This is a genomic window from Flavobacterium sp. ALJ2, from assembly GCF_015594725.1.
Lineage (GTDB): Bacteria > Bacteroidota > Bacteroidia > Flavobacteriales > Flavobacteriaceae > Flavobacterium.
Window position 1 is genome coordinate 1 of sequence record NZ_JADNRC010000004.1, and the last position, 26,579, is coordinate 26,579.

General features: G+C 32.8%; 17 protein-coding genes. 11 read left to right on the plus strand and 6 right to left on the minus strand.

All coding sequences use genetic code 11. The features are described from left to right. A partial coding sequence (locus tag IUY40_RS05575; protein ID WP_195735879.1) for a hypothetical protein occupies positions 1-1,774 on the plus strand: 1,774 nt, incomplete at its 5' end. A gap of 12 nt (positions 1,775-1,786) precedes the next feature. Continuing rightward, a complete protein-coding gene (locus IUY40_RS05580) occupies positions 1,787-2,152 on the plus strand; it encodes a hypothetical protein (RefSeq protein ID WP_195735880.1) in 366 nt (121 codons plus the stop codon). 89 nt (positions 2,153-2,241) lie between these two features. Here the strand turns inward: IUY40_RS05580 and IUY40_RS05585 are convergent, their stop codons facing one another. After that, on the minus strand, positions 2,242-2,718 hold the full coding sequence (locus IUY40_RS05585; protein ID WP_195735881.1) for a RecX family transcriptional regulator: 477 nt from the start codon (positions 2,716-2,718) through the stop codon (positions 2,242-2,244). 421 nt (positions 2,719-3,139) lie between these two features. Between IUY40_RS05585 and IUY40_RS05590 the strand changes: the two genes are divergently transcribed. Beyond that, entirely contained in the window at positions 3,140-6,919 is a 3,780-nt protein-coding gene (locus IUY40_RS05590; RefSeq protein WP_195735882.1) for a T9SS sorting signal type C domain-containing protein, read from the plus strand. A gap of 564 nt (positions 6,920-7,483) precedes the next feature. Then, positions 7,484-11,875 (plus strand): T9SS sorting signal type C domain-containing protein, encoded by a 4,392-nt coding sequence (locus IUY40_RS05595; RefSeq protein ID WP_195735883.1) that lies wholly within the window; start codon positions 7,484-7,486, stop codon positions 11,873-11,875. Between the two features lie 177 nt (positions 11,876-12,052). Here the strand turns inward: IUY40_RS05595 and bioB are convergent, their stop codons facing one another. The 3 genes from bioB to IUY40_RS05610 all read right to left on the minus strand — a co-directional run bounded on the left by bioB (position 12,053) and on the right by IUY40_RS05610 (position 14,954). Next, entirely contained in the window at positions 12,053-13,138 is a 1,086-nt protein-coding gene (gene bioB / locus IUY40_RS05600) for a biotin synthase BioB (RefSeq protein WP_195735884.1), read from the minus strand. A gap of 333 nt (positions 13,139-13,471) precedes the next feature. Beyond that, the gene (locus tag IUY40_RS05605; protein WP_195735885.1) at positions 13,472-13,909 is read right to left on the minus strand and encodes a hypothetical protein; all 438 of its coding nucleotides are present in this window, start codon (positions 13,907-13,909) and stop codon (positions 13,472-13,474) included. A 115-nt stretch (positions 13,910-14,024) separates the two neighbouring features. Then, complete coding sequence (locus IUY40_RS05610) at positions 14,025-14,954, minus strand: bifunctional riboflavin kinase/FAD synthetase (RefSeq protein ID WP_195735886.1); 930 nt, start codon at positions 14,952-14,954, stop codon at positions 14,025-14,027. 192 nt (positions 14,955-15,146) lie between these two features. On the opposite strand from IUY40_RS05610, the gene IUY40_RS05615 reads away from it, so the two are divergent. Next, entirely contained in the window at positions 15,147-17,816 is a 2,670-nt protein-coding gene (locus IUY40_RS05615; RefSeq protein WP_195735887.1) for a reprolysin-like metallopeptidase, read from the plus strand. A 16-nt stretch (positions 17,817-17,832) separates the two neighbouring features. On the opposite strand, the gene IUY40_RS05620 is transcribed toward IUY40_RS05615, so the two are convergent. Continuing rightward, positions 17,833-18,516, minus strand: a complete 684-nt coding sequence (locus IUY40_RS05620; RefSeq protein ID WP_195735888.1) for a ComF family protein — start codon at positions 18,514-18,516, stop codon at positions 17,833-17,835. A gap of 98 nt (positions 18,517-18,614) precedes the next feature. Between IUY40_RS05620 and IUY40_RS05625 the strand changes: the two genes are divergently transcribed. The 5 genes from IUY40_RS05625 (at position 18,615) to IUY40_RS05645 (ending at position 24,668) form a co-directional block, all read left to right on the plus strand. Further along, the gene (locus tag IUY40_RS05625; protein WP_195735889.1) at positions 18,615-20,156 is read left to right on the plus strand and encodes a glycine--tRNA ligase; all 1,542 of its coding nucleotides are present in this window, start codon (positions 18,615-18,617) and stop codon (positions 20,154-20,156) included. Positions 20,157-20,525: 369 nt separating this feature from the next. Further along, entirely contained in the window at positions 20,526-21,341 is an 816-nt protein-coding gene (locus IUY40_RS05630) for a LytTR family transcriptional regulator DNA-binding domain-containing protein (protein ID WP_195735890.1), read from the plus strand. 174 nt (positions 21,342-21,515) lie between these two features. Beyond that, positions 21,516-21,830 carry a hypothetical protein gene (locus tag IUY40_RS05635; RefSeq protein WP_195735891.1) on the plus strand — a complete coding sequence of 105 codons (315 nt, stop codon included), beginning with the start codon at positions 21,516-21,518 and terminating at the stop codon, positions 21,828-21,830. Between the two features lie 497 nt (positions 21,831-22,327). Next, positions 22,328-23,986 (plus strand): tetratricopeptide repeat-containing sensor histidine kinase, encoded by a 1,659-nt coding sequence (locus IUY40_RS05640; protein ID WP_229335393.1) that lies wholly within the window; start codon positions 22,328-22,330, stop codon positions 23,984-23,986. Then, positions 23,976-24,668, plus strand: a complete 693-nt coding sequence (locus IUY40_RS05645) for a response regulator (RefSeq protein ID WP_195735893.1) — start codon at positions 23,976-23,978, stop codon at positions 24,666-24,668. Before IUY40_RS05640 ends, IUY40_RS05645 begins: the two co-directional genes overlap by 11 nt. Positions 24,669-24,733: 65 nt before the next feature. Here IUY40_RS05645 and thiL read toward each other — a convergent pair whose 3' ends face one another. Then, on the minus strand, positions 24,734-25,780 hold the full coding sequence (thiL, locus tag IUY40_RS05650; protein ID WP_195735894.1) for a thiamine-phosphate kinase: 1,047 nt from the start codon (positions 25,778-25,780) through the stop codon (positions 24,734-24,736). A 305-nt stretch (positions 25,781-26,085) separates the two neighbouring features. Here thiL and IUY40_RS05655 point away from each other — a divergent pair, with 305 nt between their 5' ends. Continuing rightward, positions 26,086-26,565 (plus strand): DinB family protein, encoded by a 480-nt coding sequence (locus IUY40_RS05655; RefSeq protein ID WP_195735895.1) that lies wholly within the window; start codon positions 26,086-26,088, stop codon positions 26,563-26,565. Positions 26,566-26,579: the final 14 nt, after the last annotated feature.

The window sequence follows — 26,579 nt, forward strand, 5'->3', positions numbered from 1 at the left end:
TGATACCAAAATTGCCGTTGAGTTTAATGATATTACAATCAATACCGATTATCAGTTGATAAGCGGTGTTGTAGAGACAAGCTACAATCCAGATTGGGGTAATGTAGTGGCTACAGACAATATTCTCGAAGATATTGAATCCTTAATAAACCTGATAAAAGAAGCTCTTCAAGAACAAACTCAAAGCGGAACAATTACACCCGAAAAAGCGGATGAAATTATAAAAGAAATTGCAAAACAAGAAGAAATTGCACAAAAAAGTAATGAAGAGATAAAACAAACGCAAGAGCAAATTAATAAAGAAAAAGGAGAGAAAAAAGAACAAGAAACAACCCAGGAACAAAAAGATAAGTTAGAAACTGCAAAAACTGCAGTAAGCGATGCTCATGATAAACTACAAGAAATAGCCAATAAACTTGGCGTAAAAGTTGGAAAGGGTAATAGAGAATCTGATGAATACTTCCAAGGGGTATTGCCTTTAGCTACTAATAACGGAACATTACAAATAAAACAAATAGATGGTAATGGCGTTTTTACATTTAAAACTACTGATACTAACTTCCTAGAAGCCTATAGCACAGTAGTCTCTGGAAAAAAATATACTTTTGTAATTACAACTTCTAATTCTACAAAAGAGGAATTAGAAAAGGCAAAAAGTATGGTTGACAATCCTGCAGAAGGGGTTGTTATTTACAATCATTATGACCTAAAAAACAATAAATTAGGATACAAAGTAAATTTTGCAAATAATTTCTTCAGTGGCATAAAACAACAAGATATTGAAGAGATTAAAGCCTTATATGCCGAAGCGCTGAACAACACGCTGGACGAAGCCGAAAATGTAACCGACTGGGCAAGCGAAATCTTTAAAGTCACAACGCAAATCAATAGTGTTTTTCAAGATTTGATGAACAAAATTGTTTTGCCAGAAGGCATTTGGAATCCTGCCGACAAAGATTTTGCTAGTAACAGATACAAAATGCAGGCTCTTGATGCAGGAGTAATTGATGGAGCTCTTGATGAAATTAAAAGCATACCATTATTAATAAGCATTGTCGTTGATTACACTACTAGTTCAAAAACTAGAGAAAAAATCAATCAAGCTTTCAGTGATTTTAGTTTCAAAGAAGCTATGAAAAGCTGGTACGAAGAACGAAAAGAACTTTATACAGGGCAATCTTTGCCAAAAATAGAACATCAAACTGGCAAAGATGTTGTTGCAGTGGGAACTCTTTTTGCAACAGGCGGTTTATCTGCTGTTGGCAAAACAGAAAAAGGACTTAGCTTTGTACAAGAGCTGGTTCAGGTAGTTAAGAAAAAGGGACTAACTGGTGTTGCTAAAATTTCTGCAAAACAGATAGATGATATTATTCTTAAATTTAAAGGAAAAATAAAATATGTACTTGAAGGAACTGGAGAATATTCGAAAGTAGGTGGGCATCATCCATTAGCAAAAAAAGCTTTTGAAGGAGCGACAGAATACGATTACAAAAAGGCTTTTAGTATTTCTGTAAATAAATTAGAAGACATCGGAGATATTGGAATCCATGCAAAAATAACAGGACAACAAAATAGTTTATATTCCGCTTGGAAAAAAGCTAACCCATTGAAAAAAATGAGTATCGAAGATATGGCTGATATAGAAATTAAAGCTATGGTAAATGCGGGTATTCCAGAAGATATAGCAACAGGATGGGTTATAAAAGGACTAGAAGATATTAAAATAAAAGGCGTAACTGAAATAAAAAACATCCCTTGGAATGGGGTTAATTAAAAATGAAATTATATGAAGACAAATCAAGAAATTTTAGATAATTATGGTAAGTTAGTTGTAAATGAAATAATCGACAGACAATATAAAGGTGTTTCAAAAGCAATTTTTCAAGGTTTAAAAAACCCTACTATGCAACGATACAATAAAATATTTGATAAGTTGAATCAAGAAGAAAAAGAATTACTAAAAAGTTTTATCTATGAAAATACTAATTCTTTAGTATTTGATTTTCTAAGAATTTTTGAAGAAAATGACGAATATAAATTAGTCTATGAAGAAGAAGGAAAACAAGTAAATCTAGTTGAGATTAGTGAAATGCTAAAAGCAGAACCTATTATAGAAAATGGGTGGATAGAGCGATTTAGCATTGAAAAATAAAGATATAATTTGTAGAAAATAGATATGAACTAAGTTTAGATTTAATTAATATAAAAAAAGAAATGTTGCTATTTTGTACAGTGTAAAAATTATTTTGTTTCGGCTTCTAGTTCTTTTACCTTTTCATATACCATATTGCTTTCGTAGCCTCTACGTAGTATATAATCGCAAAATTTCTTGCGTTTTTTAAGTTGATTATTTTCTTGTATACCATCCCAACATTTTTGGGTTAACTTTTCAAATGTTTCAATATATTCTTCCGTACTAATTCCTGCAAGAGCAAGATTAATATTGGTAGAAGTAATATGGCGTGCTTTGAGCTCGTTTACGATTCTTATTTTTCCCCATTGCTTTATTCTATGTTTTCCTTGGGCAAAACTACAGGCAAAGCGGGTTTCATTAAGGAAATTGTCTGTAATAAGTTGTACAACAATAGCGTCTATTTCGTCTGAAGTCATTTTTAAGCTATATAATTTTGATACAACTTCATCATGGCAGCGTTCTTGATAAGCACAAAAATGCTCTAATTTTCGCAAAGCTTCTTTGGGAGTACAATCTGATTTCATACAGTCTATTGTAGTTTTAATATTGAATAATAAACAAATGTAAAGCTTTAATTTTTTTGTCTAAAGCCTGTTTTGCTTTGAAATCCTATTTTGGAATAATTTGCTTAAAAACGCACGGTTAAATTGAATTATAAGGTATTGTAGGTTAGTTTGTTAAAAAAGCAATAAGAATGTAATTATAGCCGATGTAATGCATTATAATATGAATAATATTACAATAAGGTTTGGTTTTTTTTTATTATATTTAATAAAGTATTTTATAATCGTCTTTGCCCTAGGATGTTATGGAATTTTAATTCTCCTTTAGAGAAAAGGATATAATGCTAATTAATTTATTCAATTAGCATTGTCGTCTTTTTAATACCGCTCGTTAACATCACAAAGAGTTTGTTCATTTTTTTATCATTAAACCTACTATAACATGAGACTAAAATTATCTTTGTTTTCCGTTTTTATTAGTATGTATTCATGGTCTCAGACCACAGACACATTTACAACAAGTGGTACATTTACCGTTCCTGCTGGTATTACTAGTATTACCGCTAAGGCTTGGGGTGGAGGTGGGTCTGGAGGTGGAGCCAGTGGTGCTGGTTTACTTGCAGGAAGAGGTGCTGCCGGAGGAGGAGGAGGAGCTTATGTAAGCTCTGTACTTACAGTTACTCCCGGAGCAGTTTTGAGTGTGGTTGTTGCAGGCCAGACATCCGGTACAACAGGAGCAAATGGTACAGCAGGAGGTAATTCTACAATTACAGGTTTTGAAGCTTCATTTTTGGCAGTCGGAGGATCAGGAGGAGGTGCTAATAATACAGGAACTGCACCAGGTGCGACAGCAGGTGGTACAGTTGCAGCGTCGGCAGGAACAATCAAGATAGCTGGTGTTGCAGGAGGTGCAGGTAATTCAGCATTATTATCATTAGGTCTTTTCTCAGGAGCTGGAGGAGCTGGCGGAAATTCGGGAGGTGCCGGAGGAGGTGCTAATTCAAGTCTGATTTTGGGAACTGCGCCGGGAAATATAGGTACTGCCCCTGGTGGAGGTGGAAGTGGAGCAATAAATTCTGCATTAGGGGTAGCTCAAATTGGAGGTACAGGAGGAGCAGGTGAAGTATCGATTATTTATACTTGTCCAACTTATAATATTACAGGTACTAGCGCAACAAATGTTTGTGTTCCAGCTACTACATCTACAGTAACATTAACCTCAAGTGCATTATTATTACCTGTAGGTAATTATACAGTAACGTATGACAGAAGTAGTCCTAGCGCTACAGGGCTAACCGGAAGTATGACTGTTAGTACTGCAGGAACAGGTACATTTGTAGCAACTGGGCTTACGACTGCAGGTTCTAGCACTATTTCAGTTACTGGTATTGCTTCAGGGACATGTTCTTCTTCTTTTAGTGCTAATAATACGGTTACTATAACAGTGTCGCCAGCTACAGTTGGAGGAACTGTAAATGGAGGAACTACTATTTGTTCTGGAAACACGAGCGGATTGCTAACATTGTCAGGACATACTGGATCTGTTGTTAAATGGCAGTATGCTGTAAGTCCTTTTTCTTCATGGAATGATATAACAAATACTAGTACTACTTATACTTCTGGCGCATTAACTGCAACTACACAATTTAGAGCAGTTGTTCAGAGTGGAGCTTGTTCTTCGGCTACTTCTGCAGTAACTACTGTAACAGTAAATGCTCTGCCAACAATAACCTTAGCAGCTTCAGCGACAAATGTTTGTTTTAATGCAAGTACCCAAAATACAACTTTAGCTTATAGTGCTACTACAGGAACTCCAACTACCTATAGTGTTGTTTGGAACACTTCACCTAGCAATAGTTTTACAGCGATTACAAATGCGTCTTTATCAGCAAGCCCTCTTACAATTGCAGTTCCTGCAGGTACTGCTGGAGGAACTTATACTGGTACTTTGACAGTTAAAAATGCAAACGGATGTGTTAGCGCAGGATCGGTTTTTACTATAACTATTAATGCTTCGCCTGCAATTACTACAACAGGAACAGTAGCTAGCGTTTGCACAAGTACAAGCTCGCAAAATGCAACACTAGTCTATACAGCAACAGGAGGTGCCCCCACAGGGTATAGCATCGATTGGAGCGCAACGGCAAATGCAAATTTATTGGCAGATCAACTTAATACTTCTTTCGCTTTTTCGCAAACTGGAGGCAGCATAAATACAATTGTTGTGCCTGCAAATGCTTTGGCAGGGACTTATTCTGGGGTAATGACAATTACGAATGGAAATTGTAATACAACTCAGGCTGTATCTATAACGATTAATACTACACCTACTGCTCCAATAATAGGATTGATTACACCTCCAACTTGTACTGTTCCATTTGGGAGCGTTGCTCTAAGTAGTTTGCCTTCTGGTAATTGGACAATAATAACTAATCCAGTCACTGTTACTACATCAGGTTCTGGAACGAGTACAGTTATTACAAATCTAGCGCCAAATACATATACTTTTATAGTAAGTAATTCGGTAACAAGCTGTACTTCTCCAGCTTCACTACCAGCTACTGTTGCAAGTTTAATTACCAATTATTGGAATGGCTCTGGATGGACAAATGGGACTCCAAATATAAATCAGAATATTGTTTTTACAGGAAATTTCACTTCTTTAACTGGAACAGCAGGAGATATAAATGGATGTTCTTGTCAGGTAAACTCAGGGGTTAAAGTTGTATTTAACTCAGACGCTACTTTGTCTATTATAAATGCTGTTAATGTTAGCACGAATACGGGAACTAGCCTAACTTTTATGAATAATGCAAGTTTGCTGCAAACGAATAATGTTTCTAATTCAGGGAATATTATTTACAACCGAACAACAACAGCAATGAATGCATTAGATTATACGTATTGGTCTTCCCCAGTATCTGGACAGACTTTTAATTTATTATCGCCAAATTCAGATCCAAATAAGTTATATTCATACAATAACGGTTGGGTAGCTGAGTTGGCAACTAATATCATGACAGTAGGCAAAGGATATCTTATTAGAGTTCCAAAGGCAGGTACATGGCCAAATGGTGAAATAGTTAGCTATCCTTATTCTCAGCCTGTTTCGTTTACTGGAATTCCAAATAATGGAAATATAACAGGTCAGGCAATTACAATATTAGATGAGCCTTATTTAATTGGCAATCCATATCCTTCGGCAATGGATGCAAAAGCATTTCTAACAGCAAATAATCTTATTTTAGAAGGGACATTGTATTTATGGACACACAATACTCCCATTGCAGATAATGGAAATTTAGGTTTTCTGTATAGTGCAAATGACTATGCAGTTTATAATTTTACAGGAGGAACAGCAACTTCAGCAGCATTAAATCCAGGAGTTAATAATTCGGTTCCCTTAGGTCAAATTGCTTCAGGGCAGTCTTTTTTTGCTAAAAGCATAGCTTCAAGCGGGACAATTGTTTTTAATAATAATATGAGAATAGCCGGAAATAATGCTCAGTTTTTTAAACCTGCAAAAGAAGCCAAAGAAGCTTTAGTTGAAGAAGGACGTATATGGCTAAATTTAACAAATGCGAATGGTTTTTTTAAGCAAGTACTTATAGGTTATGTTGATGGAGCGACAAATGAGTATGATAACAAATACGATGGATCCAAATTTGATGTGGAACAAATGGCAGATTTGTATAGTGTAATTTCAGATAAAAAATTTATAATTCAGGGGCGTGCATTACCTTTTGATGTTAGCGATATAGTGCCGTTGGGGTATAGCTCAGCAATCATTGGTAATTATACTATTGCAATTGATCATTTAGATGGATTGTTGATTAATCAAGAGGTATATCTCGAAGATAAAGTAACTAATACAATACATAATTTGTATAATGGAGGATATACATTTGCTACAAAAGAGGGAGTTTTCGAGGATAGATTTGTATTGCGATACACTAATAAAACTTTGGGGACTGATGAATTTGATGCTTCTAAAAATTTGATATTAGTTGCTGTTGAAAATAAAGAAATTAAAATTAGTGCATATAATCAAACTATAGATAAAGTATTTATATATGATATGTTGGGTAAATTGATATATAAAAAAGAAGCAATTGAGTCCCCAAAATTAATTATAGAAAATTTAAAATCAAGTAATCAGGTTTTAGTGGTAAAAGTAATTTTAGATAATAAATATGTTGAAACAAAAAAAGTGATTTACTAAACAGATTTTATAAACCATTTGCTTTTTAATCGTTTAAGAGTGTGATATAAATTTGTTTTCTTCTTTTTAAGCATTGCCTACTTTTAATAGTTACGTCCATATCTATTAAAAGTAGGTTTTTGCTTTATAAACAAATATTTTATTGTAAAAATTAGGTATTTAAACGATTATATAGGTAGAATAACGAAAATTTGTTTTCCAAAAAAAAATCTCTTGTAAGAGGTTTTTTTTTGTGCTTTATTTGGTGTGAATTTGTTAAAATTAACAGTTTTTAAGGTTTAATTCCCTGTTAATTAGCCTTTTGGTGAGTTTTAAAAATCCTTGAATTTGTGTAAAATGACTTGATATAAAATCATTTGAAAGTAAAAACCGACAACGTGTTGGGTTTATTTTTTGAAATGCAATGAAAAGAAAAAATAGAAAAATAATAGATACTGATTTACTGATTGTTATTGAAAAATTTTAAGCAATAAATTGTTAAAATAAGATTGCTAATAACGGTCAATAAAATGATTGACAAAGAAATACCATACCAAACCATTTTTATAATTATAAACCATACTCATGGATAAAAAAATACTATTAAGCATTGTGCTATTCTTTACTTTTTTAATTAATTATGGGCAATGTACTTATCCAATTTCTGGGACATCACAATTAGGAACAGATTTGTTCTTTTGTATTGATAATAATACTCAAACTTTTACTAGAGGATCTTTTACAGCAATGCAGTATGTTAGTGTTAATGTTGTTAAGGGGTTTAAGTATACTTTTTCTGTGCCAAATATTTGGAACACAGCAGGAAATGACGTTGAATATTTGGGATTGTTTAACGATGCCGTTGGGAATTCTATTTTAGCACAAAATAGTACAGCAAATGGGGCTAGTGTAACATGGGAGGCGACCTTTTCTGGAAAAATCAGGGTTTTGTTATTAAGAAATAACGGTTGTTCAACTACACCAGATGCCACGGCAACAACCCTTACCCTTAGTTTGAATTCGATTGGAAATAAATTGGACTCACCAGATGCGGAAGGCTTAAATACATGGAGAGGGCATATTTATAATTATGCAGGTGGAGGTTCACCTGGAAACTTTCCGTCACCAACAATGGTAACAGCAGATGTAAATCCTTTTTTTAATGCAGATTATGTAGGGTATTATGATATTGCTTCAGATGCAATAAATGAAATTTTCATAGCTAATGCAGCTTGTTTTCCAGTATTTTCAGATGGGAATAAACGTGCGGAGATTTACACGGAAACTTTCGCAGTTCGGTATCGGATGAATTCAAAAAAAGCAGCGGGATGTTATCTGGCTACTTTTGCAGGAGATGATGGAGTTCGCTTATATGTTGATGGTGTAAAAGTTTTTGATGAATGGAAAGAACAGGCAGGGCTTGCTTATAATAGTGTTATGATTTATTTGTCTGGGGACAGTCATCTCGTACTTGATTATTATGAAAATGCGGGAGGTAATATAGTTACTTTTAGTTTAGTTCCTTTTGATGGTAGTACAAATAAAATTACTGCACCTACAACGACAACTGTATGTGGTGGAATAACTCCTGGGACTATTGTTGGGTCTAATTATTCGTATAATGGAGCAACAGTTAATCCTACGATTAAGTTTCAATGGCAATATTCATCATCGGCTACTGGTCCATGGACAGATGCAACAACAGGAGTAGGATTTGCCTCAAGAGATTATACGCCTGCTGCAATTACTGAGTCGACAATAAATACAACTTACTACAGACGTAGAGTATCTCCTGTTTCAAATTCAGCATGTTATAGTGATAGTACACCTATTTCTATTACAACAAATCCTAAACCTGTAATTGCAGACATGACAGCTTCATCTTGTAGCGGATCTGCATTTACTGTTATTCCAACAGATGGTATCAATGGAGTTGTGCCTGCTGGAACCATATATACTTGGTCAGCTCCAACTGTTCCAGCTACTGTAAGTGGATTTGCGTCTAGTGGAAGTAATCAAACAAGCATAACAGGAACATTAACATTGACCAACGGAACCGTAACGCCACAAAACGTTACATATACTGTTACAGCCACAAAAGGAAGTTGTACAAGTACGTTTAAAGTAATTGTTACTGTATATCCTGCAAGTATTGCGGGTACAATTTCTGGTGGTACTGCAATTTGTGCAGGAACAAATAGTACCCTTTTAACATTAAGTGGGAGTATAGGAAGTGTTCTTAGATGGGAATCTTCTACAGATAATTTTGTTTCGGTAATTACGCCTATCACCAATGCGGGAACAATATATACAGCAGTGAACCTTACTACGACAACCTCGTATCGAGCAATAGTACAAAGTGGAAATTGTGCTGTTGTTACTTCTGCGATTGGAACAATAACAACTAAAAATCCCATTGCTACTGGTGCTACAATTTGTCAAGGAGGCTCAGGTTCTCTTACAGCATCAGGCTCTTGTACAGCTGTTGTTCAAACACCAATAACTGCCTCAGGGACAGGAGGGATATCGAATAGTACAAGTTATGGAAATACTGCAAATACAAATATTTCTATAAATTTTCCTGTATTGCCAGTTGGAGCTGTGGTTGTTAGTACAAATGTTACGATAAGTTTTAATACAAATGGTAATTCGTATTTGAGAGAATTACGTGTTAGAGCGATACCTCCTGCTGCAGCAGGAGTAATGCAAGATGATTTAGCTCCAGGAGGTACTCTTACTCAGGGTAGTATTATAAATGGGCCTTTAGGAATATGGGGTACTGGAAATCCTGCGGGGAATTGGACATTTGCATTTAGAGAAGACTATTTAGATTATGCAAATCCAGATGCAAATATTACAAATATTACAATTACGGTTAATTATGCTTTACCAGGAACATTAGATTGGTATACAGTTGCATCTGGAGGTACAAAAATAGGTTCCGGATCTTCATTTAACCCAGTTGGTGTAGCTAATTCAGGATTGTTAAATACCAATACGGCAGGTATATTCCCATACTATGTAGCCTGTTCTAATGATGCAAATTGTAGAACACGTGTTGATTATATTATAAATCCATTACCAACAACTCCAGTAGTAGGAGCAGTTATTCATCCTACTTGTATTATCACTACAGGGAGCGTTACCTTGAACGGTTTACTAGTTGGTGGTACTCTAAAACAAACTGGGACAGTAATTCAAAATTATTCAATTACAACATCATCAATGACGGTTCCATTGCTTGTATCAGGAACATATCAGTTTGCAGTAGATAATGGTACATGTCCCTCGACAGCAACAGCTGTAATAACGATTAATGCACAACCAGCAGTAGCGATTTATACGACTGGTGGATGGAGTTCTACTCCTGCAATCGAAAAGAGTATTGTTTTTGCAAACAATTATAATTCAGAAATGAAAGGAGTTGGTGCTGCAGGAAATTTAGAAGGCTGCTCTTGTACAGTAAATTCTGGAGTTAATGTTATAATAAATTCTGGAGCTACACTAACTATTACCAATTCAGTTACAGTTAATACAGCAGCAAATACAAGTTTAACATTCGAAAATAATGCAAGTTTGGTTCAGACGACAAATGCAACCAATACAGGGGATATTATTTATAAACGTATTTCTAGCCAGATGAAAGCTTTGGATTATACTTATTGGTCATCACCAGTTTTAGGGCAAAAACTTAATGTATTGTCGCCAAATTCAGATCCAAATAAATTTTATTTTTACAATAATGGTTGGCAAGCAGTAGGAGCATCTAGTCCGATGGTTATAGGAAAAGGATATATTATTAGAGTTCCTAAAGCGGGAACTTGGCCAGGAGAAACGGTTAGTTATCCTTATGCACAACCAGTAGTTTTTAAAGGGGTTCCAAATAACGGAATCATTCCGGGAGAGACCATAACAGCAGGGAATGTTTATTTAGTAGGAAACCCATATCCTTCTGCTATTGATGCAGATAAATTTATACTAGATATAACGAATAATGCAATAACAAAAGGGACTCTTTATTTCTGGACACACAATACTGCGATTGCAGACAAAGGTTCACTAGGATTTACATATACATCAGATGATTATGCTTCTTATAATATTACAGGAAGTACAGTTACAAAGGAATCGGCAATTTCATTAGGAAATAAAGATCTCCCAACAGGTAAGATAGCTGCAGGGCAATCTTTTATGGTTGAGAGTACAGGGCCAGGAACAATTGTTTTTAATAATGGAATGCGAATAGCGGGTGAAAATAATCAATTTTTTAGACCAAGTAAAACGGCTAAAGCATCTGGGATCGAGAAAAACCGTGTATGGCTTAATCTGATTAATAATGAAGGAGCTTTTAAGCAAATTTTAATAGGTTATATCGAAGGAGCTACTAATGGAGAGGATAATAATTTTGATGGTGCAGCTTTTAATTTAAATAGTTTTATTAATTTTTATAGTATTAATGACGAAAAAAATTATAGTATTCAAGGGCGTGCTTTGCCATTTATAGAAACAGATATAGTTCCATTGGGTTATAGCTCAACAATAAAAGGGGATTTTACTATTGAAATAGATAAGGCAGACGGATCATTGTCAAGTCAAGTTATATATCTGGAAGATAAGGCAGAAGGGATAATTCATAATTTAACACAAACAGGATATACATTTAAGACAGCTATAGGTACTTTTGATGATCGATTTGTGTTGCGATATACCAATAAAACATTAGATACTGGAGAGTTTGAAACAGCCGAAAATGAAATTTTAGTATCAGTAGCAAATAACGAAATTAAAATTAATGCAATTAGTGAAACAATAGATAAGGTATTTATTTATGATATAACAGGTAAATTAATTTATAAGAAAGACAAAGTAGGAAATCCTAAATTGGTTATTGAAAATTTAAAATCAAGTAATCAGGTATTGTTGGTAAAAGTTGTTCTAGATAATAAGCATACCGAAACAAAGAAAATTATTTTTTAATACATAATAGCATTCTATTTTAAAACCATTTATCGAAAGGCAAATGGTTTTTTGTTTTTAGAGATTATGGTTGCTTACCAATTGATAAGAGATGTTGCGGTTATCATGAAAGTTAAGCATAAAAAAAATCCTCATTAAAGTTGATTTAATGAGGATTTTATAGTTTCAGAATTAAGATTATTTCGATTTACCCGAAGCTTCTAAATTTCTTTCTATCGCATGTCCAGGTCTTGACCATTTTGGTTTTTCACCAAGTGGAGCATATTGTGAATTTTCTGCTTCAACAGTTTCTGGTTGAGAAATTTTAGTAAAAGGTTTTTGAGGAATCAATCCTAATAAATCAAACATTTTCATGTCTTCGTGTACATCAGGATTTGGAGTGGTAAGTAATTTATCACCTGCAAATATTGAATTCGCTCCAGCAAAAAAGCACATTGCTTGCCCTTCGCGACTCATATTGGTTCTTCCTGCCGATAAACGTACTTGAGTTTCAGGCATGATGATTCTGGTTGTAGCAACCATACGAATCATTTCCCAAATTTCAACAGGTTTCTCTTCTTCCATTGGAGTTCCTTCTACAGCAACCAATGCATTAATTGGCACAGACTCTGGTTGAGGGTTTAAGGTAGAAAGCGCTACTAGCATTCCAGCGCGGTCTTCAATACTTTCTCCCATGCCTATAATTCCTCCGCTACAAACAGTAACATTGGTTTTACGAACATTCTCGATAGTTTGCAAACGATCTTCAAAACCACGAGTCGAAATAACCTCTTTATAATATTCTTCAGATGTATCTAAGTTATGATTGTAGGCATATAAGCCAGCTTCGGCCAAACGTTGTGCTTGGTTTTCAGTTATCATACCAAGGGTACAACACACTTCCATATCTAGTTTGTTTATAGTACGAACCATTTCTAGAACTTGGTCAAATTCAGGTCCATCTTTTACGTTTCTCCAGGCAGCTCCCATACATACACGAGACGAACCACCAGATTTAGCACGTAAAGCTTGAGCTTTTACTTGGCTAACAGACATTAAATCATTTCCTTCTACTCCAGTATGATAACGAGCAGCTTGAGGGCAATAGCCACAATCTTCTGGACAACCACCAGTTTTGATAGATAGCAAAGTAGATACCTGAACTACATTTGGATCATGATTTACCCTGTGAATTGAGGCTGCCTCATAAAGCAAATCCATCATTGGTTTATTATATATAGCGATAATCTCGTCTTTCGTCCAATTGTGTTTTGTACTGTTCATCTATGGGATTTTTTGATGCTCCAAAAGTAGTTAAATTGTTCTAATGAATCAATGTACTATTTCGTAAAATAAATTACAGTATTTAAAGTTCAGTCTGTTAAAAGTTTTTGTAATTATATTTCAAGACATGACTTTTAGATGCATGTTAGCAAGGATATTCAAAAAACAACAATTTATTCTTGTGAAATTATTCTATTTATTGAGAAATATTTTTTTAATTGCCTGTTTAAAATTTAAATATTACAATTTCGGTTAGGTTATTTAACGAAAGATGAGGTTAATTTTGAAAGAATAATTAGATAAATTTTAAACAGGGTCTAAAAGGTTATAAAATTAATCCGCTGCATATTTATTGTTCCAATACAGCATTAATAGCATGGTTACAACTACCGAAGAAGCAATGCCTTCAAATAATAGGCAAATACAATAAGTAGGTACAGATGGATTACCACCAAACATGAAAGTTGACGATAAAGTTTTTACATAAGCATCACCGCCTTTGGCATAACTGTAAATGAGTAATCCGAGGATACTAAGACAAACGCCAATTACAGATGTTATCATAGCAGAAATAGCATTAGAAACAGCATTGTTTTCGCCTTCAGCAAGATTCATCTTAATTGTTCTGTTTACTCCATAAACGATAAAAGCTACGTTCAAAGCACGTAAATAAAGGATATGAGCAAGGCCTAAAAGATTCATTAATAAAAAATAAACACCAATACCTAGGAATATAAGAATTCCGTTGTACAATTCTTTTGGAAGTTTCATAACGATTATTTTTAAGAAGTTAATAGTATTTGATTGAGAAACAGTGTAATGCTTATCAAATTTACTAAAAAAAACGCTATGTTGCCATTATGAATTGTAGAAAAAAATTAAGGAGTTATAATTTATTTGTAAAATCTAAAGTTGTTTTTTTATCTTTCTCTAATTGTTCTTTTAAGAGCGTAACTGAGTCAAATTTTTGTTCTTCACGAATATATTGTAATAAAGAAACCGAAATTTCTAAATCGTAAATATCTTCATCAAAATTTAAGAAATGAATTTCAATAGATTGATTTTGACCACCTACAGTTGGGTTAAAGCCTATGTTCATCATTCCGTAAATCAGTTTTTCATTGATAGTTGATCTTACAATATAAACCCCATTTTTAGGAATTAATTTGTATTCCTCTTCAATTTTAAGATTAGCAGTTGGGAAACCAATACTTCTGCCCAGTTGTTTTCCTTTTATAACAGTACCAGTCAAGAAGTAATCATAACCTAAATATTCGTTGGCAAGATTCATGTCACCTTCAGTTAATGCATTTCTTATTTTTGTAGAACTTACAGATACATCTTTTATTTCTTGTGCCGAAATCTGCTCTACTTCAAAACCATATTGTTCACCAAATGCAATTAAATCATTAATGTCAGCAGTTCGATTTCTTCCAAAACGATGATCGTGACCAATGATTATTTTTTGAATATGGAATTGATCTACTAAAATAGAACTTACAAAATCTTCGGCAGTTAATCTTGAAAAACTTTCGTTAAAAGGATGAATGACAAGGTTTTCTATTCCGGTGTTCTCCAGAAGTTTTGTTTTTTCAGCAATAGTGTTCAGTAATTTTATTTCTGATTTTTCCTGTAAAACCATTCTGGGATGCGGAAAAAAAGTTAGAACTAAACTCTCGTATTTTCCTTCTTGGGTATTTTGAGTAATCTTTTCAAGTATTTTTTTATGACCAATATGAACACCATCAAAGGTGCCAAGAGTTAGTATTGTTTTCTTGGTAGACTGAAAATCGTTTATAGAATGAAAGAGCTTCAAAGCAAATAGTTTAAGATGTTGCAAATTTATACTATCTATTTTAAATCTAATAGTAAGGAGAATTGAAATTTTATAAACTTGGCAATCATTTTGTGAAAATCCTTGATTTGAACATTTTAGCTAATTAATTAACAATTAAATTCTTTTATTATCTTTTATTAAATTAATTTTGAACTTTAAATATTTCTCAAGATGAAAAAAACTATACTTCTTTTGTTAATTATCTTTAGTTCGTCACAAATTCAGGCGCAAAGCAATGAAATGTGGACAAAAGTTAGTGAAAGTACAACCTCAATTACGGAGAGGGGAAATGCTCCTACTTATGATACAGAAAAGGCTGTTTATAAACTTGATGAAGCTTTTTTAAAAGAAAAACTATCCAGTACATTGCTTAAAACGGGTAAAAAAAACACAGTCGAAATCACTATTCCTAATATGGATGGGGCTTTTGAAAAATATACTGTTTGGGAATCATCTAATTTTGATGCCCAATTACAAGCTAAATATCCAGATATCAGAGCTTATGAAGGAATAAGCAGTAAAGATAAAAAAGCAAGAATCCATTTTAGTGTTTCTCCCAGAGGAATTCAAACAATGGTTTTAAGAGCAGATAATGCATCGGAGTTTATAGAATCTGTGGATGTAAGTACTGATGAATATATTTTGTTTACTGCTAAAAATAGAGGAAAAGGGAGTTTACCATTAACATGTAATACAAAAGAGGTAGCACTAAATCAAGACTTAAAAGATAAAACAGCTAAAATAGCAGCTAATAATAAAGTGTTTAAAACATTGCGATTGGCATTGTCTTGTACAGGTGAGTACGCTGTCTTTTTTGGAGGTACAAAAGCAAATGCATTAGAGGGAATAAATGCTACTATGACAAGAGTTAATGGGGTTTTTAATAAAGATCTGGCTTTAAAATTAGTTTTAATTGCTAATAATGATGCTGTAATTTATACAAATGCTGCAACAGACCCATATTCTGATGCTTCTGATGGAGTAAAAGGAAAGTGGCCTCAAGAATTACAAACGACTTTAACAAACGTTATAGGCGAAAGTGCATACGATATTGGTCATTTATTTGGTGCTTCAGGAGGTGGCGGAGATGCAGGATGTGTAGGATGTGTTTGTGAAGATTCGGTTAAAGGGAGTGGGTATACTTCTCCATCGGATAGAAAACCACAAGGTGATACTTTTGATATTGATTTTGTGTCACACGAAATGGGGCATCAATTAGGAGCAAATCATACTTTTTCTTATAGTATAGAAGGAAGTGGGGTAAACGTAGAGCCAGGAAGTGGTTCTACGATTATGGGGTACACTGGAATTACAGGTGATTATGATATACAAGACCATTCCGATGATTATTTTGCCTATGCTAGCATTTTACAGATTCAAAATAATCTTGCTAGAAAAACCTGTCCAGTAGATCAGGCTTTGACAAATAGTCCTCCTGTGATTAATGCAGGAGCAGATTATACAATTCCATTTAAGACGGCTTTTGTTTTAAAAGGTACAGGATCAGATGTCGATGGTAATTCAGTTACCTATTGTTGGGAACAAAATGATTCGGCAGTATCAACATCAGGAAGTGCTAGTGTAGCTAAACCTGATAAGCCCGATGGGCCTTTGTTCAGATCGCTTCCTCCTTCAAGTACACCTATTCGCTATATGCCAGATTTAAATATTGTCCTTTCAGGGAATTTAATAAGCACATGGGAATCAGTCCCGTCAGTAGCCAGAACATTGCACTTTACATTAACAGGCCGCAATAATGCAGCTTTAGGAACTGCACAAACAAATACAGATGAAATGACTGTAAATGTAAGAGCAGATATAGGACCATTTGTAGTAACATCTCAAAATAAAGATGATATAGAATGGCTTCATGGAACTAGTCAAATTATAACTTGGGATGTAGCAAAAACCAATACTTTAACAGGTTCTGCCAACGTTAATATAAAACTTTCTACAGATGGAGGTCTGACATTTCCAATTGTCTTAGCAGCAAATACACCCAATGATGGTTCTCAAACGATAAGTGTTCCAGAAGATATAACAGCAACAAATTGTAGAATTTTAATTGAACCTACGGCGAATATTTATTACGCAGTAAATAGTAAATCATTTGCAATTGGATATAAAGTAGAGTCCTCGTGTACTACGTATCCGATTAATGCAGGATTTACAATTCCTACAGCATTAGCATATGCATCAAGAACAATAACGGTTCCGGCAGATTCTGGAATTGTTTCGGATGTAAATGTTTTTGTTGGGTTAACACACACAAGATTTTCGGATATTCAAATGGAATTAGTAAATCCACAAGGAAAAGCAGTGCGGTTATTCGATAAGGATTGTGGAAATACTTCAGGAAGTTTATTACTAAAATATGATGATTTGGGAGGGGCTTTAGATTGCTCCAATACAATTTTACAAACTATAGCTCCTAAAGATTTATTAAGTGGTTTTAATAATCAAGAAGGAAAAGGAACCTGGACATTCAAAGTAAGAGATATTTACGTAGGTAAAGATGGTAAACTGGATTCAGCTTCGATAGAGATTTGCACAAAGAAATATACTTTGCAAACTGAAGACGTTGTTGAAATAATAGATCTTACTGTTTTTCCAATTCCTAATAAAGGAGAATTTGATATTGCATTTAAAAGTGAATCTAACGAAGAGATTAGGGTTTTTATATATAATGATTTAGGAAAAGAGGTATATAGAAATTCATTTGAAAGTATGGTAAACTTTAAAGAACATATTCAGTTAAAAAATCATGTAGCACCAGGAGTCTATTTCATGGCTGTATATGATGGGGATAGAAAAATGGTAAAAAAGATAGTTTTCGAATAGAGAGAAGTAATATAGTTTAGGAATGTGCCATTGCCATACAAACGATGCTAATTTTAGCTCCTGGTATTTTCAGCAATGCGCGGGAACAAGCTTCTAGTGTCGCACCCGTTGTAATTACATCATCGATAAGTAAGAAATGTTTGTTGTGTTCAGTATCAGTAAAGGAAACGTCGAATGTTTCAGTAAACCCCTCCGATCTTCCTAGAAGATTTTTTTTAGATTGAGTTTTAGAATATTTAGTTCTGATTAAGACAGAATCATTGTAATCAATGTTTAGCCCTTCTGAAAGAGCAAGCCCAAAAGAAGTTACTTGATTATAGCCTCTTTCGTTGAATTTTTTTCGATGTAATGGAACTGGGATTATTACATCAAAAGGTATAGCTAGCTTTAATTCTTTTAAATCTTCAACATACCATTGCCCAAGTATAGTGCCTATATTTTGGTGTCCTTTGTATTTTAAATTGTGAATAAGTTCCTGTACAATTCCTTTTTTATTGAAATAAAGAAATGCAGAAACATGTTCAACTTCTATTTTCCCATAAAATTTTTTATAAGCTTCGTTTTTTGGATTTAAATAATATTGGGTCAGAGGCATTTCATGCCTGCAAATCGTACAAATTATAATTTCATTTGCCATTAAAAAAGTGTGGCATCCAGCACACGCTTTTGGGAAAAACAGGTTAATAATGTAATTAAACACGAATAGAGAGAATTTAGTTACAAAAATAAAGAAATTCAAGCTTCAATCTTTGAAATTTTTCTTTTTTTTACAAGTACTTTTTATATTTTTGCATTACTATGGCAAAACAAGACGATTTATTTAAGAATGTAGTTTCGCACGCAAAAGAGTACGGATTTATTTTTCCGTCAAGCGAAATATACGATGGTTTAAGTGCGGTATATGATTATGCGCAAAACGGAGTAGAATTAAAGAAAAATATCCGTGAATATTGGTGGAAATCAATGGTTCAAATGAATGAGAATATTGTAGGTTTAGATGCCGCGATATTAATGCATCCAACAACTTGGAAAGCTTCAGGACACGTTGATGCCTTTAATGATCCATTAATAGATAATAAAGATTCTAAAAAAAGATATAGAGCAGATGTTCTAGTAGAAGATTATGCAGAAAAACTAAATCTAAAAGCTAAAAAAGAAATCGAAAAAGCGAAAGCTCGTTTTGGAGATGCATTCAATGAGCAGGAATTTGTAACAACAAATGCCAGAGTAATTGAATATTTAGCAAAAGAAAAAGAAATTAGAGAACGTTTAGGACGCTCTTTAGGCAATGGAGATTTAGAAGATGTTAAAGCTTTAATCGAAGAACTAGAAATTGCAGATCCTGAAACTGGATCCAGAAACTGGACTGATGTAAAGCAATTCAACTTGATGTTTGGTACAAAACTAGGAGCTTCAGCAGATTCAGCTATGGACTTATATTTGCGTCCGGAAACAGCTCAAGGTATTTTTGTGAATTTCTTGAATGTACAAAAATCTGGGCGAATGAAAGTTCCATTTGGAATCGCACAAACAGGAAAAGCGTTTAGAAATGAAATTGTTGCAAGACAATTTATTTTCCGTATGCGTGAATTCGAACAAATGGAGATGCAATTTTTTGTGCGTCCAGGAGAAGAAATGCAATGGTATGAGCACTGGAAAACAACACGTTTAAACTGGCACTTATCTTTAGGACTAGGGAAAGAAAATTACCGTTTTCATGATCACGAAAAGTTAGCACATTATGCTAATGCAGCTACGGATATAGAGTTTAATTTTCCTTTTGGATTTAAAGAATTAGAAGGAATACATTCTCGTACTGATTTTGATTTAAAAGCACACGAACAATTCTCGGGTAGAAAATTACAGTATTTTGATACTGAATTAAATCAAAATTATGTTCCTTATGTAGTAGAAACTTCAGTAGGGTTAGACAGAATGTTCTTGGCGATTTTTGCTACCTCATTAAAAGAAGAAGAACTTGAGGATGGTTCAATAAGAACAGTTTTGAAATTACCAGCAGTTTTAGCTCCAACAAAAGCAGCAGTTTTACCATTAGTAAAGAAAGATGGTTTACCAGATATCTCTAAAAAAATAATAGAAGATTTAAAATGGGATTTCAATGTTGCTTATGATGAAAAAGATGCAGTAGGAAGACGTTACAGGAGACAAGATGCTCTGGGGACTCCTTTTTGTATTACTGTAGATCATCAAACTATCGAGGATCAAACAGTAACAATTCGTCATAGAGATACGATGAAACAGGATCGTGTTGCTATAGCCGATTTGAGATCGATTATAGAAAATGAAGTTTCGATGAAAAACTGGTTGATGAAAATGTAAGTATAATGTATTGTTTTTACACAGTTATGTGTATTCCAATAAGTTAAATATAAAAAAAGCTTCTCATTTGAGAAGCTTTTTTTGTTTATAATGTTTTTGTACTTCTAATATAGAAAATAAGAATAATAAATTTAGCTGGATTTTATTTTACGTATTTCGTCGGATATATTTGTATTTCGTCCTTATGTATTAACATTTGTTTAAAATGTATTAACAATAAAATGTTTAAAAAGAGGAAAGATGTAATTTTAATTGCTTAATTAAAACTAAAAATAAGATTTTGTTGTTTAAATTTTAGTGAAAGGAATGAGTTTAAATATAATTGTCAGTTCGCTTACTATTAAATAATACCACTAATAAACAAAAGCATTGAAAAATTATTTATACATTATTATTGATGATAATCAAGAAAGTGTTTTGAAAACCAAGGAAGTAGCCGATAGTTTTTCAGAACTAATTTTTGTCGCTAGTGCAAATACATATAAACAAGGATTAAATTTAGTTTTAGAACATAATCCGAATCTTATATTTCTTGAAATTGATCCCGAAGATAAGACAAGTAATCTCTCGTTAGTGTTTATTAATGAACTGTATCATTATTTACGGATTGTCCCTAAAATTATTATAACGACAACCAAAAAAGATTTTGCGTTTGATGCAATTAAGTATGGGGTAATGGATTATTTGCTAAAACCACTTAAACGGACAGATTTGCTTAAAACTATTTTGAAACTCGATTTGCCTAATCATGAAGTAAACTTAATTAGTAATGAAACAGTAACAGATTTTAAAGGAACCCTAAAGGGAGATGCAATAGAATTACAAAAAATTAGTCAAGGGTTAATGTTATGTGTTAAATCATATGGAGATTATCGTTATATTCAAGCAAAAGATATTACCTATATTCAAGCAGATAATAATTCTACCGATATTTATTTGAACACTGGTGAAATGATAACGGCTTTTAAAACTTTAAAGTACTTTGAAGCTATTTTATTACATCCGTTCATACGCATACATAACAGTTACATCATTAACAGAAACCACATAGCAAGAATACATACAGGAAATTCAGTATGTTACATAAAAAACTCTACAAAAAAGTTACCATTTTCTAAAACGTATAAAAGAAATGTAGAGATAATAATTGCCGAATTTGCAAACGGAAACTATATAGAGGTCTAGCAACTAAGTATTTACACGTATTTGACCTACGTACACTATCATTTGATAGCATTCCACCATATATGTCTTTTTATCAAATTGAAAAGGGGATAACAGTACTAATTTTACACCATGATTTAGCAATAAGCGGTCATTTAAAATGTAAAAAAACACTAACAATAAAATCCCCCAATCATGAAAAAGTCATTCACAACAATCGCATTATTTTCTTTAGTATTAGTAGCAACTTCTTTTACTACTCAAGAAGTAGTAAACAGTAATATAGATCCCATTGATGGTGGTGTATCTGTAGGAGGAGGAAGAAAACAAGATATCTATATTGCGCAATTATCATCAACTACTAATTACACACAACCTATTGACGGTGGAGTATCTGTAGGAGGAGGAAGAAAACAAGATGTTTATAGAGCACAATTATCATCAACAGCTAACTACAATCAACCTATAGATGGTGGTGTTTCAGTTGGAGGAGGAAGAAAACAAGACTAGAATAAAAAAATTATATTTATAATTAAGGCTATCAATTTTTTGATAGCCTTTTTTTGTATGCATAGTTTTACTATTTTTGATAAAACTCAAAAACAGTATTGAAAAATAACTACCATATATTATTGTTATTATTTGTCGTCTTTTTTGGGTGTACCAAGAAAAATATGGTGGACAATAATCTGAATTCTTCAACAGATAGTCTACCAGTTTATTTATCATTGGCAAATGATGTTAATTTATCATTTAAGGAAAAACAAGATTATAATAAAAAAGCATTTGCCATAATTATAAATCAAAAAGACGATTCCCTTAATAAAGTAAATTTATTTAAAGTGGCTAATCGGTATTATAATATGAGCGATTGGTCGGCGTACAGAGAAACTTCAAGATTAATTTTAGAACGATCAAAAAGTAGCAATGACTCGATTCATTTGGCAAAAGCTTATACATATTTAGGGGATTATTATAGTTTTAAAACAGTTTCGGATAGTGCTTTTATGAATTATTTTAAAGCTGAAAAAATATATCTTCGGATAGATGATAAATACAATCTAGCAAAAACTTTTTTAAGTAAGGCAAATTTACAATTTAACGTAGGAGACCTTTTTGAGAGTGAAATAACGGTTTTTAAAGCTTTAAGGATTTTAAAGCAACAAAAAAACGTAAGTAATTTGCTGTATGATTCATATAATCTTTTAGGAGTAATATATAATGAACAAGAAGAGTTTAATAAAGCCCTAGAGTTTCATAATAAAGCTTTAAGTACTCTTGATGATAAATTAATTGCCCCTGATCTTCAACTAAAAGCCACCTCACTTAATAATATAGGATTTGTTTATTTAAGTACATATAATTATAAACAGGCAAAACAATCTTTTCAAAAAGGATTGGAACAAAAAAACTTATTTAAAGAAAAAACGGCATTATATGCTATGTTACTAGACAATTTAGCATATTCTAAATTTAAATTAAAAGAATCAGATGAGCTTCCGGGTCAGTTTTATCAGGCATTAAAGATAAGAGATAGTTTAAATCTAACTTCAGGAATAATACTAAATAAAATGCATCTATCAGAGTATTTTTTTAATAAAAATGATACTTTAAAAGCGATACAATATTCTAAAGAGGCGCTTAGTTTATCTCGGAATTCAAATAGGTTGAGGAATATCTTAGATGCCCTAAGACAAATAGCTCTTGTAGATCCTGAAAAAGCATCGATTTATTCAAAAGAATATATTCAGATAAATGAAAAACTACAAAAAGAAGAAAGAAAAATGGGAGAGAAATTCTCTCGAATAGAATATGAAACAAATGAAATAAAAGATGAAAATACAAGTTTAAATATACAAAATAGAACTTTGATATATGTGTTTAGTATATGTACTTTATTAGGACTCTTCTTTTATGTTTATTTGACTCAAAAAGCCAAAAATAGAGAGTTGCTTTTTAAGCAACAGCAACAAATTGCTAATGAAGATATTTATAATCTGATGATTTCGCAGCAAAACGCAATTGAAGCGATAAGGATTAAAGAGAAGAAAAAGGTAGCTCAGGATTTGCATGATGGAATTTTGGGCAGAATGTTTGGGGTTAGAATAAGTTTAGATAGCTTGGATAAAATCAATGATACGACAGCAGCTGTAAAGCGAAAAAAATATTTATTAGATTTAAGAGAAATTGAACAAGATATTCGTGAAATTTCACATGATTTAAACAAAGAGAAATCTGAATTGATTAATAATTTTGTTGCAATTGTGGATAAGTTATTGGAGAATCAAAAAGCTGCTTTTGAGTCAAAATTAATTTCAAGTATCGATTCGAGTATTAGATGGGACTTGGTGAGTAACTCTATTAAAATAAATTTATACAGAATTATACAGGAAGCTTTGCAAAATTGTAATAAATATGCACACGCAAAAACAATAAAAATAGAGCTTAAAAATGAGGTAAATCATTTGTCTTTACTAATAAGTGATGATGGGGTAGGGTTTAATGTACATAGAACAAAAAAAGGAATTGGTTTGCAGAATATTTTTTATCGAACTAAAGAATGTAATGGAACTGTTGATATAAAATCTAATAAAGTAGATGGAACAATTATAGTAATTAAAATTCCGATTGATCAAAAAATAAACCTACAGAACGATGACAATTGATAAAAATATTGATGGAATAATCAAAAATAATATACTAATAGTAGATGATCACCCTTTTATAATAGAAGGGTATAAAAATGCAATTACGAGATATAAGCCTAAGGAGTATGATTTCCTAATTACTCAGGCAAAAGATTGTAAGTCGGGTTATGAAATTATAACAGACCCAGCAATAACAAGTTTCGATATTGCGTTTTTAGATATCAGTATGCCAGTTTATGAAGAAAAGGAAATATATTCAGGAGAAGATTTAGCAAAGCTAATTATGGAGCATATGCCAAATTGTAAAATAATTTTGCTGACTATGTTTACTGAGTTACTTAAGATAAAGACAATCATTAGAACAATAAAGCCTAAAGGGCTAATTATAAAAAATGACTTGACATTTGATGAGTTACTTTTTGCTTTTGATAAAGTAATGAAAAACAATACTTATTACAGTCAATCGGTTATAGAAATGTTAGAAAAATCGCCAAAAGACTCCATAGAAATTGATCAGATTGATGAACAAATTCTTTTTCATTTATCTAAAGGAACCAAAATAGATGAAATTCCACATTATATTCCTATATCTCTAAAAGCAACGATAAGAAGAATAGATAACTTGAAAGGATTATTAAACATAAATAGGGGAACAGGTGATGATTTAGTTGAGAAGGCTAGGATTAAGGGGCTTTTGTGATAAACTATTTTAATAAAAACAGAAAAGACATCTACTTGAGATGTCTTTTTTTATAGGCGTAAGAATTATTCGCTTAAAGCGTCCCATCCACGAGCTTTTAAAGCAATTTTCGTATTAGCACGTGTTACCAGGTGTATGCCTTCACTTTCTTGCGTCATATGACCAATAATTGAGAAGTTTGGGTTTGCTTTTATTTTTTCAAAATCTTCCATAGCGATAGTAAAAAGCAATTCATAATCTTCTCCACCATTTATAGCAACAGTGGTGCTGTCGATATTAAATTCTTCACAAACATTTATAAATTGTGGATCTAGTGGTAATTTGTCTTCGTATAAATTACAGCCAACTTTAGATTGTTTACATAAATGAATAATTTCAGAAGATAATCCGTCTGAAATATCAATCATAGAGGTTGGTTTAATCTCAAGAGCATGTAATAAAGTACGAATGTCTTTACGAGCTTCAGGTTTTAACTGACGCTCAATTAAATAGGTATAAGCATCTAGATCGGGTTGAGAATTAGGATTTACCTGAAAAACTTGCTTCTCTCTTTCTAAAACTTGTAAGCCCATATAGGCAGCTCCAATATCGCCAGTAACAACTAACAAGTCAGTTTGTTTGGCGCCATTTCTATACACAATTTCATTTTCATCGGCTTCACCAATAGCAGTAATGCTAATAATCAATCCTTTTTGAGACGAGGTAGTATCACCACCAATTACATCTACATTATATTCCTTGGCAGCATGTGTAATACCTGCAAATAACTCTTCTAGGGCTTCTAGAGGGAAGCGATTAGAAACAGCAACAGAAACAGTTATCTGTGTTGGCTTGGCATTCATAGCACAAATATCAGAGATGTTTACTACTACAGCTTTGTAGCCTAAATGTTTTAAAGGCATATAAGCCAAGTCAAAATGCACACCTTCGATTAATAAATCGGTAGAAACAACAACTTTTTTGTCTTTAAAATCTAATACAGCTGCATCATCGCCGATACTTTTTAAAGTAGATTCCTGAGTAACATCAAAGTTTCGTGTTAAGTGCTCAATTAGTCCAAATTCGCCTAATTGTGCTATGCTGGTACGTTGTGGGTTTTTATCTTCAATCATTTTGTTGAGGTGCTAAATTTCTAAGTTGCAAATGTACAAAGTTGTAAAGGTTTTGTCTAATTAAAAAGAAGCCCATTTATTAGAGATGTTTATTTTAGATAAAATGAGGCTTGTTTCTTTAATTTTCACTTAAAAGTAAAACGTTTTAAGATGTGTTTATTTTTTAAGTGCTGTATTTAGTTGAAATATAAAGAGGTATGGTTTTTATGTTAAATATTTTTAAAAAATAAAATTACTACTGACAAACTGTTGTCACCAGCTCAATTTACTTTTGAAGGAATAAAAAAAATCAAACTTTTAAAATTATGAAAACACTAGCAGCACAAGTTATTACTCCAGAAGATTTATTAAAGCATTGGCAAGGACATCGCGTATTAACACGTCATGTTATTGAAGCGTTTCCTGAAAAAGATTTTTTTGAATTTTCTATCGGAGGGATGCGTACTTTTTCTCAATTAGCAGATGAACTTTTGGCTATTGCAGCACCAGCGCTAAAAAATATTGTAGAAAGAGAGATCCAACCTTATAAGGAAGGAGAAGAAAAATTGATTTTTAAAGCACAGTATCTTGAAAAATGGGACGAATCTACTGTCAAAATTAATCAGTATTGGGAAAAGCTTATGATAGAGGACTTCAGTGAAAGCTTCAATTTATTTGGGCAATATGAGTCTCCAATTATTCAGAATATCTTATATTTTATAGATAATGAAGTACACCACAGAGGTCAGGGATATGTTTATTTACGGGCTTTAGGTATTGAGCCTCCTTTTTTCTGGGATAGATAAAATGATTAAAACTC